The following is a 14,067-nucleotide window of genomic DNA, read 5'->3' on the forward strand; positions in this document are numbered from 1 at the left end:
CGCACGGTCAGAGGTGACTGTGCGGGGGCCTTGGTTTGTCAGCCGTGCCAGGACTTCCACAGCTTGGCGTAGGATCCCTGGCGCTCGACCAGCTCGTCGTGGCTGCCGAGCTCGGTGATCCGGCCGTCCTCCACCACGGCAACCCGGTCGGCGTCGTGAGCGGTGTAGAGCCGGTGGGCGATCGCGATCACGGTGCGGCCTTCGAGGACCGCGGCCAGCGAGCGCTCCATGTGCCGGGCTGCGCGCGGGTCGATCAGCGAGGTCGCCTCGTCCAGAACCAGCGTGTGCGGGTCAGCCAGCACCAGGCGGGCTAGCGCCAACTGCTGTGCCTGTGCAGGTGTCAGTGCGAGCTGACCGGACCCAACGCGGGTGTCGAGCCCCTCCGGCAACGCCTCGGTCCACGCACGTGCGTCGACTGCCGCAAGTGCGTCGTACAGCTCGGTGTCGGTCGCTGCCGGCCGTGCCATCGAGAGGTTGTCGCGCAACGTGCCGACGAAGACGTGGTGCTCCTGTGTCACCAGTGCGACCTGTCTGCGCAGCTCGTCCAGCGGGAGCTCGGTCATCCCGACACCGCCGACCGTGACAGAGCCAGTGCGCGGCGGGTGGATCCCGGCGACCAGCCGGCCCAGTGTCGACTTCCCTGCGCCGGACGGACCCACCATCGCGATCCGCTCACCCGGCTGCACTGTCAGCTCCACGCCGTGCAGTACGTCGCGGCCGTCGACGTACGAGAACCGCACGTCCTTCGCCTCGACCAGCTCACCCTCCGGAGTGCGGCCAGATGCCGTCCGGTCGTCCGGTACGTCGCTGATCCCCAGCAGGCGCGCGAATGCGGCCCCACCGGACTGCAGCTCGTCCACCCACTGGAGCAGGCGGTCGACGGGGTCGATCAGCTGGTTCACGTACAGCACGCCTGCCGTGACTGCGCCCAGTGTGACTTGCCCGTTGATGTGCAGCCAGCCGCCGAACAGCAGCGTGCCGACGATCGGCACGAGATACCCGACCTCGACGGCCGGGAACCACACTGTGCGCAACCGCAGTGTGTACCGCTCGGCGTTGTAGGAGCCGCGGACGTCGTCGTCACCGCGACGCACGCGGTCGTCGTACCGCCGGAGGGCCTCGACTGTCCGCGCACCCTCGACTGTCTCCGCGAGCGAGCTCGTCATCTGTGCGTATGCCGCGTTCTCCCGCAGGTAGCCGTCCTTGGCGCGGCGTAGGTACCACCGGGTGCTCAGCCAGAGCAACGGCACCATTGCCGCCAGCGGGAGCAGAATCCAGACGCCGACGAGCAGCGTGGCCGTCAGCGAGAACAGCAAGGTGACGATCGCGATGATCGTCTCCGGTACGGCGAAGCGCACCGTCCGCGACAGGGTGTCGACGTCCCGCGAAGTGCGGGACAGCAGGTCACCGGTCCCGGCCCGCTCGACCGTGCCGATCGGCAGCGCCAGGGCGTTGTCGACGAAGTCTTCGCGGAGCTCGGCCAGCACCTGCTCGCCGAGCGCGAACGAGCGGTAGCGGGCCCAGCGTGTGAGCAGCGACTGCACGACAACGAACCCAGCGATCAGCCCGATGATGAGGTTGATCTTCGCCGCGGTCGTCCCGTTCTGGACGTCCTGGACCAGGTCACCGATCAGCCGCGGTGCAGCGAGCCCTGAGACCGCGGCAACGGCATGCAGCCCGAGTGCGATCAGCAACGCCTTCGGATGCTTGAGTGCGAGCCGACGGGCATGACGACGGATCTCGGCGCTGTCCGCCACTGGAAGGATCTGCCTCATCGGTGCGCTCCTTCCGTCAGTACATCTTCTTCGGTTTCCCGGGTGACCGTCCGGCGGTACTGCGGTTCTCGGGCCAGCAGGTCACGATGCTTGCCTGCCGCAACCACTCGGCCGGCGGCGACGAAGATGACCTCGTCGACCCGGTCCAGTAGCAGCGGGCTCGCAGTCAGTACGACGGTGCTGCGGCCGGCCCGGTGTTCGCGCAAGCGGTCGGCGATCCGCGCCTCGGTGTGCGCGTCGACGGCGGAGGTCGGCTCGACCAGCACCAGCACCGCAGGGTCTGCCAGCAGCGCGCGAACCAGCACCAGCCGCTGCCGCTGACCACCTGAGAACGATCTGCCCTTCTCCTCGACCTCTGAGTCGAGCCCGTCCGCCAGGGCGACCAGGACGTCCTCGGCCGAGGCAGTCCTGATCGCGGCGAGCAGCTCCTCTTCGGTCCGGCGGCCCGTTGGGTCCAGCTCGGTGCGCAGGATGCCGGTGAACAGCTGGGAGCCGGCGTCGCTGACCAGGATCCGCTGCCGCACATCGGCGCGGGTCGCGCTGGCCAGGGTCACTCCGCCGAAGCGGACCTCGCTGCCCTCGTCGTACCGGCCCAGGCGGTCGGCGAGCACGGCGTACACGTCTGGCTCGGCCGCGACGATCGCGGTGAGCAGACCGTCCCGTGCCCGGACGCCGGAGACCGGGTCGACCAGGTCGCCCCGCTCGGGCAGGCGCACGGCGTCGGTCGGGTCGGTGATCTCGGGGCGCAGCGAGATGACCCGGATCACCCGGGCGCCCGCGACCAGCCCACGCATCAGCTGGTTGACGAACTCGGTCACAGTTCGCAGCGGTAGCACCAGGAACGTCGCGTAGCCGTAGAACGCGACCAGCGAACCGGCGCTGAGGTCACCGCGCAACGCGAAGTGGGCGCCGATGCCAACCACCAGCACCACGAAGGTGCCCGGCAGCAGCACCTGCGCCGCGTCCAGCACAGACTGGATCCGGGCCACTCGCACACCGGCCTGGCGGACCTGCTGCGACTCACGGCGGTACCGCTGCGAGAAGGAGTCCTCGCCGCCGATCCCGCGCAGCACCCGCAGCCCGGCCACGATGTCCGAACCCAACGAGTTCAGCTCACCGACCGCCTCGCGCTGGGCGGACTGCCGCCGGTGCAACGGCCGCAGCATCGGGCCGAGGCAGAACAACATCACCGGCACGCCGATCAGCACGACCAGACCGAGCGTGGTCGATGTCGAGAGCAGGATCGTCGCGACCACGGCGAACGCCACGATCGCACCGGCGAAGCGCGCGGCCACCTCCATCACCGTCCCGATCGAGGCGAGGTCGCTCGCACCGACGCTGACCACCTCGCCGGTAGCCAGGTGCTTGGGCAGCGTCGCCCCCAGATCGGCGGACTTCCGAGTGATCACCTGGACGGTCCGGTACGCCGCCATCAGCCAGTTCGTCACTGCGAACCGGTGCCGCATGATCCCGGCCAGCGCCTGCAAGACGCCGATCGCGGCCAGCACAGCGGTCCACTGCAGGAGCTTGTCCCAGTCCTTGGCCGCGACACCCTGGTCGATCGCCTTGCCCAGGACCGCCGGGATGAACGCCTGGGACGCCATCCAGAGGATCCCGAACGACATCCCGCCCGCCAGCGTGCGAGCCTGCCCGCGGGCGACCCACAGCAGGTAGCGGGCCGGCGAACGGTCATCGGGGATGCCGGGATCGGCAAGAGGGAGGTTTCGCATGGTTCCTTCAGGCTAGGCGCGCCCACCGACAACCCGCATGCGAATTAAAGCGGCCCCCTGACAAGGCACCATCAACGCATGAAACGAGGTTCGGGCTGGCTCGGCGCGTACGGCGTGATCACGGTCGTACACCTGGTCACGATCGCGATCGGCGAGCCGTGGCCGGAGGCGATCACCAAGGTCCTGCTGATGCCGGCCCTGGCCATCTGGGTGTGGCTGCGTGGCGCTCCGGTCACGCTGCTCATCGGGCTGGCCGCCTCACTGGTCGGCGACTTCCTGCTGCAGATCGACCACCTGGTGCCGGGCATGGCGGCGTTCGGCGTCGCGCATGTCTGTTACGTGCTGCTGTTCAGCCGTCGGTCAACGCAGCGGTCGCTGGTGGTGGTTGCGGCGTACGGCGTGCTCTGGGTCGGCGTGCTGGCGCTGCTCTGGCCCGATCTGGGTGACGTGCGCGTCCAGGTGGCGGCGTACTCGTTGCTGCTCATCGCTACCGCGGTGACGAGCGCCTGGAACGGCTGGCGGTCCGGAGTGGGCGGTGCGGTGTTCCTGCTCTCCGATGCGCTCATCGGGCTGGAGCTGGCCGGGCATGACTTCGGTGCGCGGCCGTATCTGGTGATGGCGACGTACTGCGCGGCGCAGTACCTACTGGCGAGCAGTCTGGTTGCGGTAGGTCAGCCGGCGGAGAAGGACCTCGAACGGGCCGCGTAGACCGCGGCGACGCATCAGGTCGGCCAGGAAGACAGTGAAGGCCCAGGTGGCGACGGCGAGGATGACCGACTGCCACAGTGTCATGGATCCGCCGAGGTCGAGCAGGAACGGCGCGAACATGACAGTCCAGACGACCGACTGGGTGAGGTAGCAGGTCAGCGAGCGCTGGCCGGTCGCCTGGATCGCGGTGATCACCGGAGTACGCCGTACTCGAAGTGACCAGAGTGCGATCAGAGCGGCGTACGCCGGACCGCCCGCGAAGCCGGTCAAGGCGTGCAGCCCGGCCACCGGGATGACGTTGGCGTCGGTAGCGGGCAGCAGACCTGTCGTGTAGAGGGCGAGCGGGATGCCGCCGAGGAATGCCAGCGGTACGCCGACAGCGACCATCCGGCGCAGGGTCTGCTGGTGCTGCTCCGGGTGCTCGTACAGACCGCGCCGCGCGGCCCAGATGCCGAACAGGAACGCACCGGCCGCCGTGACCGCCAGCACCGGGGCACTGATCGAGATGGCGAACGCCCGGCCTGCCATCCCCAGCAGCGGGTTGTGGTCGAGCGCCCCGGGGTACATCTCCGCGGCGGAGTCTGGTGGGTTCGGAGTGGCCAGGAAGGCGAAGGCCCAGGACCCGAACAGCGCCAGGACCGCGGCCGAGACCAGCAGCCGCGGATCACTCCACCGGATCGCCGAGACCAGCACGAGCGCGATGAGACCGTAGGCGGTCAGGATGTCGCCGTAGTAGAGCAGCACTGCGTGCAGCAGGCCCAGCAGCATCAGCCACAGCGCACGGCGGCGGAGTAGCTTGCGGGTGTCCTTCCACTCGCCGGTCTGCCGTCGGGCGATCTGGACCATGCCGTACCCGAAGAGGGCGGCGAACATCGTGTAAGAGCGTCCGTCGACCAGAGTGGTCTCCAGAAACGCCACGATCCGGTCCGGCAGCGCAGTGGGGATCGGCATCGCCCGGATGTCTCCGACACCGGGTGGGTGCAGGAAGCCGTGCGTGTTGGCCAGCGCGATGAACAGCAGCAGCAGTCCGCGGGCCAGGTCGGGCCCGAGCGCACGGTCCTGGACTGCGGTCGGACCGGTCATGACGGAGAGCATAGGCCGTAGTTCGGTTCGGTGACCTTCATCTTGCGTTGGGCAACGAGTTCCCGGTCAGCCATGTGCGCCACCTGTCCTGGAACCATGCTGGTGATCGCGCATCGGGGAGCGAGTGGGTACCGTCCGGAACACACGCCGGCGGCGTACCGCCTGGCTGCCGCCCAGGGGGCGGACTACCTGGAACCGGACCTGGTCGCCACGCTGGACGGCGTCCTGGTCTGCCGCCACGAGAACGAGATCTCCGGTACGACGGACGTCGCGGAGCACCCGGTCTTCGCCGACCGGCGGATCACCAAGATCGTCGACGGCGAGGCAGTGACCGGCTGGTTCGTCGAGGACTTCACCTACGCCGAACTGCGGATGTTGCGGGCCCGCGAGCGGATGCCTGGCCTCCGCTCGGCCAACACCGCCTACGACTGCACCGAGGAGGTGCCCACGTTCGACGACGTGGTCGCACTGGCCCGGCAGGAGTCCCTGCAGCTCGGGCGCACCATCGGGGTGATCCCCGAGATCAAGCACCCGACGTACTTCCGGCGGCTCGGTCTGCCCCTGGAGGAGCTGCTCACCGAGCGCATCCTCGCCCTGGGCCTGCGCCCCGACGAGATCATGATCCAGTCGTTCGAGCCGACCAGTCTGCGCCGCCTGGCCGTCATGACCCGGGTGCCGCTCGTCCAGCTCGTCGACTGCGAGAGTTCGCCGTACGACTTCCTCCGGGTCGGCGACGGCCGCACCTTCACCGACCTGCTCGACCCGTCCGGCCTGCGCGAGATCTCGACGTACGCCCAGATCCTGGCCCCCCACAAGGACCTGGTCATCCCCCGCACCCCGACCGGTGCCCTGGGCGAACCCACCCGCCTCGTCGACCAGGCTCACCGCGCCGGCCTCGGCGTCCAAGCCTGGACCTTCCGCGCCGAACGCCGCTTCCTTCCCACCAACACCGACTTCCGCACCGAGCTGTCCCGCTTCGCGTCCCTGGGCCTCCAAGGCATCTTCGCCGACCACCCCGACATCGCAGCGGCCACTCTGAAGGCCGCCTCGCTGTCCGGCTAGAGCTCGGCCTTCACCTCGAGCAGCACCTGCTCCGCGGGCTCCATCAGCTCCCGGTCGATGGCACGTGACTGGTCAGTGCCGAGGACGACGCGTGCTGAGGTCGCCGGGCGGGTGCGAAGCAACTTGGTCCGCAGATAGGTCGGCGGATGCGTCGCGTCTGTGCGAGTCCCGTGCACCCGGCTTACTCGCAGTCGTCGCTCGATCTCCCGGGCAGGCACCTCGGTCACAGCGCGCCGTACGGCGTCCAGTGGCGCGAGCTCGCCCGGGAACCGCAGCGCTCGGAGCATCGCGTCGTAGCAGGTGTCAGCCAGCAGCGTGCGCTCCAACGCGTGCGCAGCGGCTTCAGAGCCGGCGACCTCACCTGCGCGGCGATCGGCGAGGTATTCGTTGCGCTGACCACTACGCAGCTCAAGACGGTTCAGTACGGCGCTCAGGCCGCGCACCACCACGCCGACCGTCGCATTGACCATGCGGTTCAACAGGGTCCCGCCGCTGAGCTCCTCGGCACCCCACTCGCGGCGTGCCTCATCAAGAGGGCTCTCGCTGAAGGTCGCACCTAGTCCTTCAAGGACGCTGCGCGCGTTGCCGATCAGCCAGCCGCTTCGCATGTCGCCATGGCTTCCATGGCCGAACTCGTGGGCCAGGATGGCGACCCGCTCCTGGGGGCGTAGCCCGATCCAGAGCGGCAGACCGATGCCGACGACCGGTCGGAAGCGCCAGCCGACCTGGGAGTACCAGATGTTGGCCTCGTCGGTGACTGCGACGGCCGTTGCGGGTTTGGCGCCGACGGCGGCGGCGACTTCGTCCAGTACAGCGAACAGGACGGGCGCCTGCTCGCGGTGGACGAGCTGGTGGTCGTCGAGCCGGCCGGCTCGTGGCCGGAACACGAAGGCGATGGTCAGAGCGAGCAGCGCCAGGATGATGCTGAACCACAGGGGCCGGTAGAAGAGCAAAAGCGCAATGCCGGTCAGGAACGCAGCGAGCGGCAGCAGGAGGATCAGTACGGAGAGCAGGTTGGCGGTGATCCGCGCAGCGTCCCAGCCAGGGCGGTGGATCGCACCCTGCTCGAGTTCGCGGTAGAGCGAGTCGACCAGCCGTTGCTCGACTCTGAGTCGCCAGGCGGGGGTCAGGTCGAGCAACGGCGTCGGATCGACGTTCCAGTCGCATTTCTCGCACCAGGTCACGTAGCGCCGGTCGACACGGATCTGATGTCCGCAGTCAGGGCACCTGGTGATCTCGTCAGCACTCTGCACAAGCAGAGTGTGACAGGCCGAGGTCAGGCGGCCGGGGGCTTGGGGGCGTCGTCGTAGATGCGGGAGGCGATGTCGCCTTCGGGGGTCTGGGTCTGGTGGTTGGTGGAGTGCTGGACGTGCTGCCAGGCGGCCTTGCCGTCGGACTCGGGCATCACGATCCAGGCGATGGCGTAGCCGAGGATGGCGGTGCCGCCGGTGATGATGGTGAGACCGACGATGCCGAGGCGGACCAGGGTGACGTCGATGTTCAGGTACTCGGCGAGGCCGCCGGAGACACCGGACAGCATCCGCTGGGAGCTGGAGCGACGCAGGGTCTTGCCGGACAGGTTCGAGAACGGTGCGTTGGAGTTCGTCATGGCTCTACTCTCCCGTTCGGAGACCCTCCAGCACATCAGGATCGGTACCGAGTGGCCCCTGACCTGACCCCGGGGTCCCTGGTCGGGCACCCTGACTACTTTCGTGGAACCGCAGGGGGCGGCCAGGCTGTCTTTACGGTGAGGGAGGGTGCCGAATGGATGACTTCACTGAGTATGTGGCGGCGCGCTGGCAGGTGCTGGTGCGGTCCGCGGTGCTGCTGGGGTGCTCGCATCCAGAGGCCGAGGACCTGGTCCAGACGGTGCTGGAGCGGTGCCTGGTGAAGTGGAAGCGGGTCAGCGCGGTGGACGACCGGGACGCCTACGTGCACCGGATGCTGGTCAACAGCTTCCTCTCGGCCCGGAGACGCCGCTGGACCGGTGAGAAACCATCGGCGGCGCTACCCGAGCAGGCCGACGACGACCGGACCGCCGGTGTCGACGACGCCGACCTGATGACGCGTGCCCTCGACCGGCTGCCGACTGATCAACGGACAGCCGTTGTACTGCGCTACTACGCACACCTGACCGAACAACAGATGGCCTCCGTGCTCGGCGTCGCCGCCGGCACCGTGAAGAGCCGCCTGTCCCGGGCCGTCAAGGCACTGGCCCAGGACCCGCATCTGGCAGAACTGCGAGAGATCCTATGAACGAATCGAAACTGTCCGAACTTCTCGAACAAGCCGGTGAGCGGACCGCCGTCAACCCGCCCCCGATCGACGCCATGCGCTCCGGTGCCACCCGCCGCCGACGCCGTCGTACCGCAGTCTGGTCCGCAGCCGGTACGGCGGTCGCTGTGGCGGCCGTGATCGGCGCATCGACCGCACTGACGAACAACGGCGCCACTCCGCTCGAGCAGCCGCCGGTAGCGGCCAGCCCGGTGCCGGAGAACCTGCGTCTGGTCGGCGTAGGGCACACCGCGATTGCCGTGCCGAAGAGCTGGGGGACGAACCAGCTGAAGTGCGGTACGCCGACCAAGAACACCGTCATCGTGGACCCCGGCCCGCAGGGCTACTGCTTCCTGGCGCAGGCAGCCGGCATCGTGAGCGTGCGGATCGGGACCAAGCCGGCCGTCGAGTTCCGTGCTGACGAGACCTTCCAGCTGAACGGCGTCGAGGCCCAACGGCAGCGGACTGTCTGCACTGCATGGGACGCCGACCGTCCGACGACCTGCACTGGGGCCGTGCTGATTCCCTCTCGGAACGTCTGGATCCGGGCGGTGTCGTCGGCCGGTGACGAAGCGGTCGGCAATGCTCTCGAGCAGATCTGGTTCGTGAAGGACTCGATCGGCGTACCGGGCTTCCGCTCGCTCGATCTGGAGACGTCAACCGACAAGTACCTCGCAGAGCTCCGGGCCGCCGGGTTCGAGTGGACGATCAAGACCAAGGTCGAGCCGGGTGCGCCCAAGGGATCGGTTCTGGCAGTGTCGCCCGCGCCCGGCACGATGGTGCCGAACGGATCGACCCTGACGTTGACACTCGCCGGCTGAGAACTGTCGGTGGCGCTGCTTAGCGTTGGCGGTATGGATGCGCAGGTGGTGCTGAAGCTGGTGCGGGGGCTGCCCGGGGCCGAGGAGCACGAGGGCTGGGCCGGGCAGCCCGCGTTCAAGGTGCGCAAGAAGGGCTTCGCGTATCTGTCCGAGGACGAGACCCGGCTGATCGTGAAGGCCTTCCGCGAGGAGCAGCAGGCGCTCATCGCGGAGAGCCCGGAGGTCTACGCACCGTCGTGGGAGAGCGGCCGCTTCGCGTGGCTGGACGTGACGCTGGCTGTCGCCGACGAGGACGAGGTGGGCGAGCTACTCACCGAGGCCTGGCGGCTGACCGCCCCGAAATACCTGATCGCCCAGCTGGATAACTGAATAAGCTGGCCGAGTGGACGGAGCCCTGACGGCAGCGGAGCTGCAGCAGGCGTTTGCCGAGCGACTGGCTCAGCTCACGCCGAGCGAACCGCCGGACCGGGCTCCGGGCGTGCGACCGCGCGCGGTCGTATTCGGTGGCCAGCCTGCCGCGGGCAAGTCGACGATGTCGCGGGTGGTCCACGCGGCGCTGGGCCCCGACCGGGTCGTGCGGTACGAGGCGGACGACAGCCTGCGAGTGCATCCGCGGTACCACGTCCTCCGGCGCGAGCACGGGATCCAGGGACTCGAGATGGTGGCCGACGCCCTGGAGAACGGCCCGGACGCCCGCCTTCACGAGGCCATCCTGGCGCACGTCTGCGCAGGGGACCCGCGGTACGACCTTGTGGCCAGCCATCCGCTCGCCCGGCAGAGGTGGGCGCGGCGCCGGGCCGGTGACCTGCGGGACCTGGAGTACCGCTGCAGTTTCGTCTACCTGATCGTCAACCACGCGGACAGCGCCATGGCACTCGCCGAGCGCCATCAGACGGCTCTGGACACCGGTGGAGACGGCGGCTGGTTCGACCCTGAGCTGCACGACGAGTTCTACACCGAGCTGCCCGAGACGGCACAGGCACTGGAGACGGAGGGCCTCATCGACGACATCTACCTCGTCGACCGTCGCGGTTGCGTCTTGTACGAGAACAACCGGGCCTCGGACGGGAGCTGGTCCCGACCGCCTCGAGTTGAGCAGGCCATCCTCGAAGAGCGTGCTCAGCCGCCGACTCCGGCATCGCATGAGCACCTGATCCGGACCGCCGAGCTGCTGCTCGCACGCCAGGACCTGGCGCCGAAGGTGCGTGTGACGGTGGAGAGCGCCGTACGACGAGAGTCGGAGCGCCCGGAGCCTCAGCCGAACGACCGCAGTCAGGACATCGCCGCCCGGCTTTCAGCGCGGTAGCTGGAAGGGGAGGTGCCCAGCTCGCGGCGGAAGGCTTCGCGGAGTGACGTGGCACTGCCGAAGCCGCTGGCGGCGGCGATCCGGTCGACTGTCCAGTCGGAGGTCTCCAGCAACCGCCGAGCGCTCAGCAGACGCTGGAGGACGACCCAGCGCATCGGCGGCAGACCTGTCTCGTGCTCGAAGCGGCGGATGAAGGTGCGGCGGGACAACGCGGCCTGGGTGGCCAGCTGGTCGACTGTGATCGGCTCAGCCAGGTGGTCCTGGACCCAGGCGCGCACCGGTCCCAGGTCGGATCGCAGTGGCGTGAGCACGTCGGCGTACTGGCGGTGTTCTCCGCCTCGCTCGGGAGCTGCGAGGACCCATTTACCGACCTCGTGGGCGGCGGCTGCGCCGTAGTCGGTGCGGATGACGTGCAGGCCGGCGTCGATACCGGCGCCGCCGCCACCAGAGGTGAGCACTCTGCCGTCTTCGACGTACAGCCTGTTCTCGAGCACGGTGACCTGTGGGTGCAGGCTGCGCAGCTGGTCGGTGTAGTGCCAGTGCGTGGTGGCCTCACGGCCGTCCAGTACGCCGGCCGCGGCCAGGGCGAAGGTGCCGGTGCAGATGCCGAGCAGCCGGGCCGGGGTGTCGCGGAGCAGCTCCAGGTACGGCGCGGGCGGCGGCCGCTCAGGCTCGTCGAAACCCGGTACGACGATGATGTCCGCCCCGGCCGCGGTCACGGGGTCGCTGTCCTCGATCACCCGGTAGCCGTCGTGGCGGCCGAAGACGTGGGCGGCGATGCCGAGGTCGAGCGGGATCGCCCGTGGCAGGTTCAGCAACGCCACCACCAGCTCAGCCACGACCGCTCCTCCGCAGGCACGAATCCGGCGGTTCCTGGCACCGCAGCCGATGGCCGCGGCCGGTCCGCCCTCCCTAGGTTAGTTGAAAATGAATCTTTCCGAAGGGGAGTACACGTGATCGAGAACTTCGGCCTGCCGTGGGAGAGCGACTACGGCTACGTCCAGGCGATCAGGTCGGGCGACACCATCTACCTGTCCGGCCAGGTGGGCAACCGCGGTACCGAGATCCTCGAGGGGGTCGAGGCGCAGATGCGGCAGGCCTACGCGAACGCCGAGGAACTCCTCCGGCGGTACGGCGCCTCGCTGGCGAACGTGGTCGAGGAGACGCTCTACGTCCGCGACATGGACGACGCCTTCCCGTATGCCGGTCCGGTCCGCAAGGCGGCGTACGGGCGCCCGGACCCGCAGGTGGCCAGCACCATCGTCGGGACCACCCGGCTGGCGTTTCCGGAGCTGCTGATCGAGATTTCGTTCACCGCGCGGGTCTGACCTGGCTTGCACTCGTTTGGGGCGAGTGCTAATACTTGGTTAGCACTCCATGGGTGAGAGTGATAAGACTCGCGCCCCGGAATGCGAACGAAGACGGCCCTGATGAGGTGCCGGGAGCGGGGCGGGACATGAGCGCCACGACTCCGGTGCCGTCCGTCGCGGGCATCTGGCCGGCTGATCAAAAGACTCGACGCGGGAGGACTCGCGGAGAATGCCCAAGCTTATTGCTTTCAACGAAGAGGCGCGCCGCGGCCTCGAGCGGGGTATGAACACCCTCGCCGATGCCGTGAAGGTGACGCTCGGCCCGAAGGGCCGCAACGTCGTCCTGGAGAAGAAGTGGGGCGCCCCCACGATCACCAACGACGGTGTCTCGATCGCCAAGGAGATCGAGCTCGAGGACCCGTACGAGAAGATCGGGGCCGAGCTCGTCAAGGAGGTCGCGAAGAAGACCGACGACGTCGCGGGTGACGGCACCACCACGGCCACCGTGCTGGCTCAGGCGCTCGTGCGCGAGGGTCTGCGCAACGTGGCCGCCGGCGCCAACCCGATGGGTCTGAAGAAGGGGATCGAGAAGGCGGTCGAGGCCATCAGCGAGCAGCTGCTGGCACTGGCCAAGCCGGTCGAGACCCGGGAGCAGATCGCGGCGACGGCGTCCATCTCGGCCGCCGACACCCAGGTCGGCTCGATCATCGCCGAGGCGATGGACAAGGTCGGCAAGGAAGGCGTCATCACCGTCGAGGAGAGCAACACCTTCGGCCTCGAGCTCGAGCTCACCGAGGGTATGCGCTTCGACAAGGGCTACATCTCGCCCTACTTCGTGACCGACACCGAGCGGATGGAAGCGGTCCTCGACGACCCGTACATCCTGATCGTGAACAGCAAGATCTCGAGCATCAAGGACCTGGTCCCGGTGCTGGAGAAGGTCATGCAGACCGGCAAGCCGCTGGCCATCATCGCCGAGGACATCGAAGGCGAAGCGCTGGCGACCCTGGTCGTCAACAAGATCAAGGGCACCTTCAAGGCCGTCGCCGTCAAGGCGCCGGGCTTCGGTGACCGCCGCAAGGCCATGCTGGTCGACATCGCCGTCCTGACCGGCGGTGAGGTCATCTCCGAGGAGGTCGGCCTCAAGCTCGACACCGTCGACCTGGAGCTGCTCGGCCAGGCCCGCAAGATCGTCGTCACCAAGGACGAGACGACCATCGTCGAGGGCGAGGGTGACGCGGACCAGATCGGTGGCCGGGTCAACCAGATCCGCGCCGAGATCGAGAAGTCCGACTCCGACTACGACCGCGAGAAGCTGCAGGAGCGCCTGGCCAAGCTGGCCGGTGGCGTTGCGGTGATCAAGGTCGGCGCGGCCACCGAGGTCGAGCTGAAGGAGCGCAAGCACCGCATCGAGGACGCCGTTCGCAACGCGAAGGCCGCCGTCGAAGAGGGCATCGTCGCCGGTGGTGGCGTCGCGCTGCTGCAGGCTTCGGTGATCGCGTTCGAGAAGCTGGAGCTCGAGGGTGACGAGGCCACCGGTGCCGCGATCGTGCGGTCCGCGGTCGAGGCCCCGCTGAAGCAGATCTCGGTGAACGCCGGCCTCGAGGGCGGCGTCGTGGTGGAGAAGGTTCGCAACCTCGAGCCGGGACACGGCCTCAACGCCGCGACCGGTGAGTACGTCGACCTGATCGCCACCGGCATCATCGACCCGGCCAAGGTGACGCGCTCGGCGCTGCAGAACGCAGCCTCGATCGCGGCCCTGTTCCTCACCACCGAGGCCGTCATCGCCGACAAGCCGGAGAAGGCTGCTGCCGCTCCGGGCGGCGCGCCCGACATGGGCGGCATGGACTTCTGATCCACTGAAGTTCAGCAGGACAACGGCGGTGCCCGGCGGAGGGCCCGGCGCGCGGGTTCGGCAGGGGACCGTGGAGAACGACGCGGGGTGGGGGGGGGGGGTGTTGTCGTACGCCGGCGAGGGGCCCCGCGGGCCGCCCCCCC

14 protein-coding genes are annotated in these 14,067 nt (G+C 68.7%); 8 read left to right on the plus strand and 6 right to left on the minus strand.

What is annotated here, in order from left to right; genetic code table 11:
* Positions 1-38: 38 nt before the first annotated feature.
* Together ACFCV3_RS17520 and ACFCV3_RS17525 are read right to left on the minus strand one after the other, a co-directional pair.
* Positions 39-1,775, minus strand: a complete 1,737-nt coding sequence (locus ACFCV3_RS17520; RefSeq protein ID WP_376031019.1) for an ABC transporter ATP-binding protein — start codon at positions 1,773-1,775, stop codon at positions 39-41.
* Positions 1,772-3,505, minus strand: a complete 1,734-nt coding sequence (locus tag ACFCV3_RS17525) for an ABC transporter ATP-binding protein (RefSeq protein WP_376031020.1) — start codon at positions 3,503-3,505, stop codon at positions 1,772-1,774. The genes ACFCV3_RS17520 and ACFCV3_RS17525 overlap by 4 nt, the downstream gene beginning before the upstream one ends.
* A 78-nt stretch (positions 3,506-3,583) precedes the next feature.
* On the opposite strand from ACFCV3_RS17525, the gene ACFCV3_RS17530 reads away from it, so the two are divergent.
* Complete coding sequence (locus ACFCV3_RS17530) at positions 3,584-4,213, plus strand: lysoplasmalogenase (RefSeq protein WP_376031021.1); 630 nt, start codon at positions 3,584-3,586, stop codon at positions 4,211-4,213.
* Here ACFCV3_RS17530 and ACFCV3_RS17535 read toward each other — a convergent pair.
* Positions 4,148-5,296, minus strand: a complete 1,149-nt coding sequence (locus tag ACFCV3_RS17535) for a DUF418 domain-containing protein (protein WP_376031022.1) — start codon at positions 5,294-5,296, stop codon at positions 4,148-4,150. The genes ACFCV3_RS17530 and ACFCV3_RS17535 overlap by 66 nt on opposite strands.
* Before the next feature lie 96 nt (positions 5,297-5,392).
* Between ACFCV3_RS17535 and ACFCV3_RS17540 the strand changes: the two genes are divergently transcribed.
* Positions 5,393-6,358 (plus strand): glycerophosphodiester phosphodiesterase family protein, encoded by a 966-nt coding sequence (locus tag ACFCV3_RS17540; protein ID WP_376031023.1) that lies wholly within the window; start codon positions 5,393-5,395, stop codon positions 6,356-6,358.
* On the opposite strand, the gene ACFCV3_RS17545 is transcribed toward ACFCV3_RS17540, so the two are convergent.
* Together ACFCV3_RS17545 and ACFCV3_RS17550 are read right to left on the minus strand one after the other, a co-directional pair.
* Positions 6,355-7,611 carry a M48 family metalloprotease gene (locus tag ACFCV3_RS17545; protein WP_376031024.1) on the minus strand — a complete coding sequence of 419 codons (1,257 nt, stop codon included), beginning with the start codon at positions 7,609-7,611 and terminating at the stop codon, positions 6,355-6,357. The two genes, ACFCV3_RS17540 and ACFCV3_RS17545, sit on opposite strands and share 4 nt — an antisense overlap.
* A gap of 23 nt (positions 7,612-7,634) precedes the next feature.
* Positions 7,635-7,967, minus strand: coding sequence for a PspC domain-containing protein (locus ACFCV3_RS17550; protein WP_376031025.1), 333 nt, complete (start codon positions 7,965-7,967; stop codon positions 7,635-7,637).
* 155 nt (positions 7,968-8,122) lie between these two features.
* Between ACFCV3_RS17550 and ACFCV3_RS17555 the strand changes: the two genes are divergently transcribed.
* Genes ACFCV3_RS17555 through ACFCV3_RS17570 form a run of 4 tightly spaced genes read left to right on the plus strand, consistent with a single transcriptional unit; the run spans position 8,123 to position 10,759 of the window.
* Positions 8,123-8,614: a SigE family RNA polymerase sigma factor gene (locus tag ACFCV3_RS17555; RefSeq protein ID WP_376031026.1), complete on the plus strand. Its 492-nt coding sequence runs from the start codon at positions 8,123-8,125 to the stop codon at positions 8,612-8,614.
* The gene (locus tag ACFCV3_RS17560; protein ID WP_376031027.1) at positions 8,611-9,453 is read left to right on the plus strand and encodes a PASTA domain-containing protein; all 843 of its coding nucleotides are present in this window, start codon (positions 8,611-8,613) and stop codon (positions 9,451-9,453) included. The genes ACFCV3_RS17555 and ACFCV3_RS17560 overlap by 4 nt, the downstream gene beginning before the upstream one ends.
* A 33-nt stretch (positions 9,454-9,486) precedes the next feature.
* Entirely contained in the window at positions 9,487-9,822 is a 336-nt protein-coding gene (locus tag ACFCV3_RS17565; protein WP_376031028.1) for an MmcQ/YjbR family DNA-binding protein, read from the plus strand.
* Between the two features lie 13 nt (positions 9,823-9,835).
* Positions 9,836-10,759: a zeta toxin family protein gene (locus ACFCV3_RS17570; RefSeq protein WP_376031029.1), complete on the plus strand. Its 924-nt coding sequence runs from the start codon at positions 9,836-9,838 to the stop codon at positions 10,757-10,759.
* Here ACFCV3_RS17570 and ACFCV3_RS17575 read toward each other — a convergent pair.
* Positions 10,726-11,598, minus strand: a complete 873-nt coding sequence (locus tag ACFCV3_RS17575) for a GlxA family transcriptional regulator (protein WP_376031030.1) — start codon at positions 11,596-11,598, stop codon at positions 10,726-10,728. The two genes, ACFCV3_RS17570 and ACFCV3_RS17575, sit on opposite strands and share 34 nt — an antisense overlap.
* A 114-nt stretch (positions 11,599-11,712) precedes the next feature.
* On the opposite strand from ACFCV3_RS17575, the gene ACFCV3_RS17580 reads away from it, so the two are divergent.
* Both ACFCV3_RS17580 and groL read left to right on the plus strand, forming a co-directional pair.
* Positions 11,713-12,087, plus strand: a complete 375-nt coding sequence (locus tag ACFCV3_RS17580; RefSeq protein ID WP_376031031.1) for a Rid family hydrolase — start codon at positions 11,713-11,715, stop codon at positions 12,085-12,087.
* Positions 12,088-12,298: 211 nt separating this feature from the next.
* Positions 12,299-13,924, plus strand: a complete 1,626-nt coding sequence (gene groL, locus ACFCV3_RS17585; protein WP_376031032.1) for a chaperonin GroEL — start codon at positions 12,299-12,301, stop codon at positions 13,922-13,924.
* The last annotated feature ends 143 nt before the right edge of the window (positions 13,925-14,067 follow it).

The organism is Kribbella sp. NPDC056345 (genome assembly GCF_042262745.1).
Taxonomy (GTDB): domain Bacteria; phylum Actinomycetota; class Actinomycetes; order Propionibacteriales; family Kribbellaceae; genus Kribbella.

Excerpts from the sequence above, each read along its gene's own strand:
- ACFCV3_RS17520 (WP_376031019.1), bottom strand. The coding sequence starts at position 1,775 with ATGAGGCAGATCCTTCCAGTGGCGGACAGCGCCGAGATCCGTCGTCAT.
- ACFCV3_RS17525 (WP_376031020.1), bottom strand. The coding sequence starts at position 3,505 with ATGCGAAACCTCCCTCTTGCCGATCCCGGCATCCCCGATGACCGTTCG.
- ACFCV3_RS17530 (WP_376031021.1), top strand. The coding sequence starts at position 3,584 with ATGAAACGAGGTTCGGGCTGGCTCGGCGCGTACGGCGTGATCACGGTC.
- ACFCV3_RS17535 (WP_376031022.1), bottom strand. The coding sequence starts at position 5,296 with ATGACCGGTCCGACCGCAGTCCAGGACCGTGCGCTCGGGCCCGACCTG.
- ACFCV3_RS17540 (WP_376031023.1), top strand. The coding sequence starts at position 5,393 with ATGCTGGTGATCGCGCATCGGGGAGCGAGTGGGTACCGTCCGGAACAC.
- ACFCV3_RS17550 (WP_376031025.1), bottom strand. The coding sequence starts at position 7,967 with ATGACGAACTCCAACGCACCGTTCTCGAACCTGTCCGGCAAGACCCTG.
- ACFCV3_RS17555 (WP_376031026.1), top strand. The coding sequence starts at position 8,123 with ATGGATGACTTCACTGAGTATGTGGCGGCGCGCTGGCAGGTGCTGGTG.
- ACFCV3_RS17560 (WP_376031027.1), top strand. The coding sequence starts at position 8,611 with ATGAACGAATCGAAACTGTCCGAACTTCTCGAACAAGCCGGTGAGCGG.
- ACFCV3_RS17565 (WP_376031028.1), top strand. The coding sequence starts at position 9,487 with ATGGATGCGCAGGTGGTGCTGAAGCTGGTGCGGGGGCTGCCCGGGGCC.
- groL (WP_376031032.1), top strand. The coding sequence starts at position 12,299 with ATGCCCAAGCTTATTGCTTTCAACGAAGAGGCGCGCCGCGGCCTCGAG.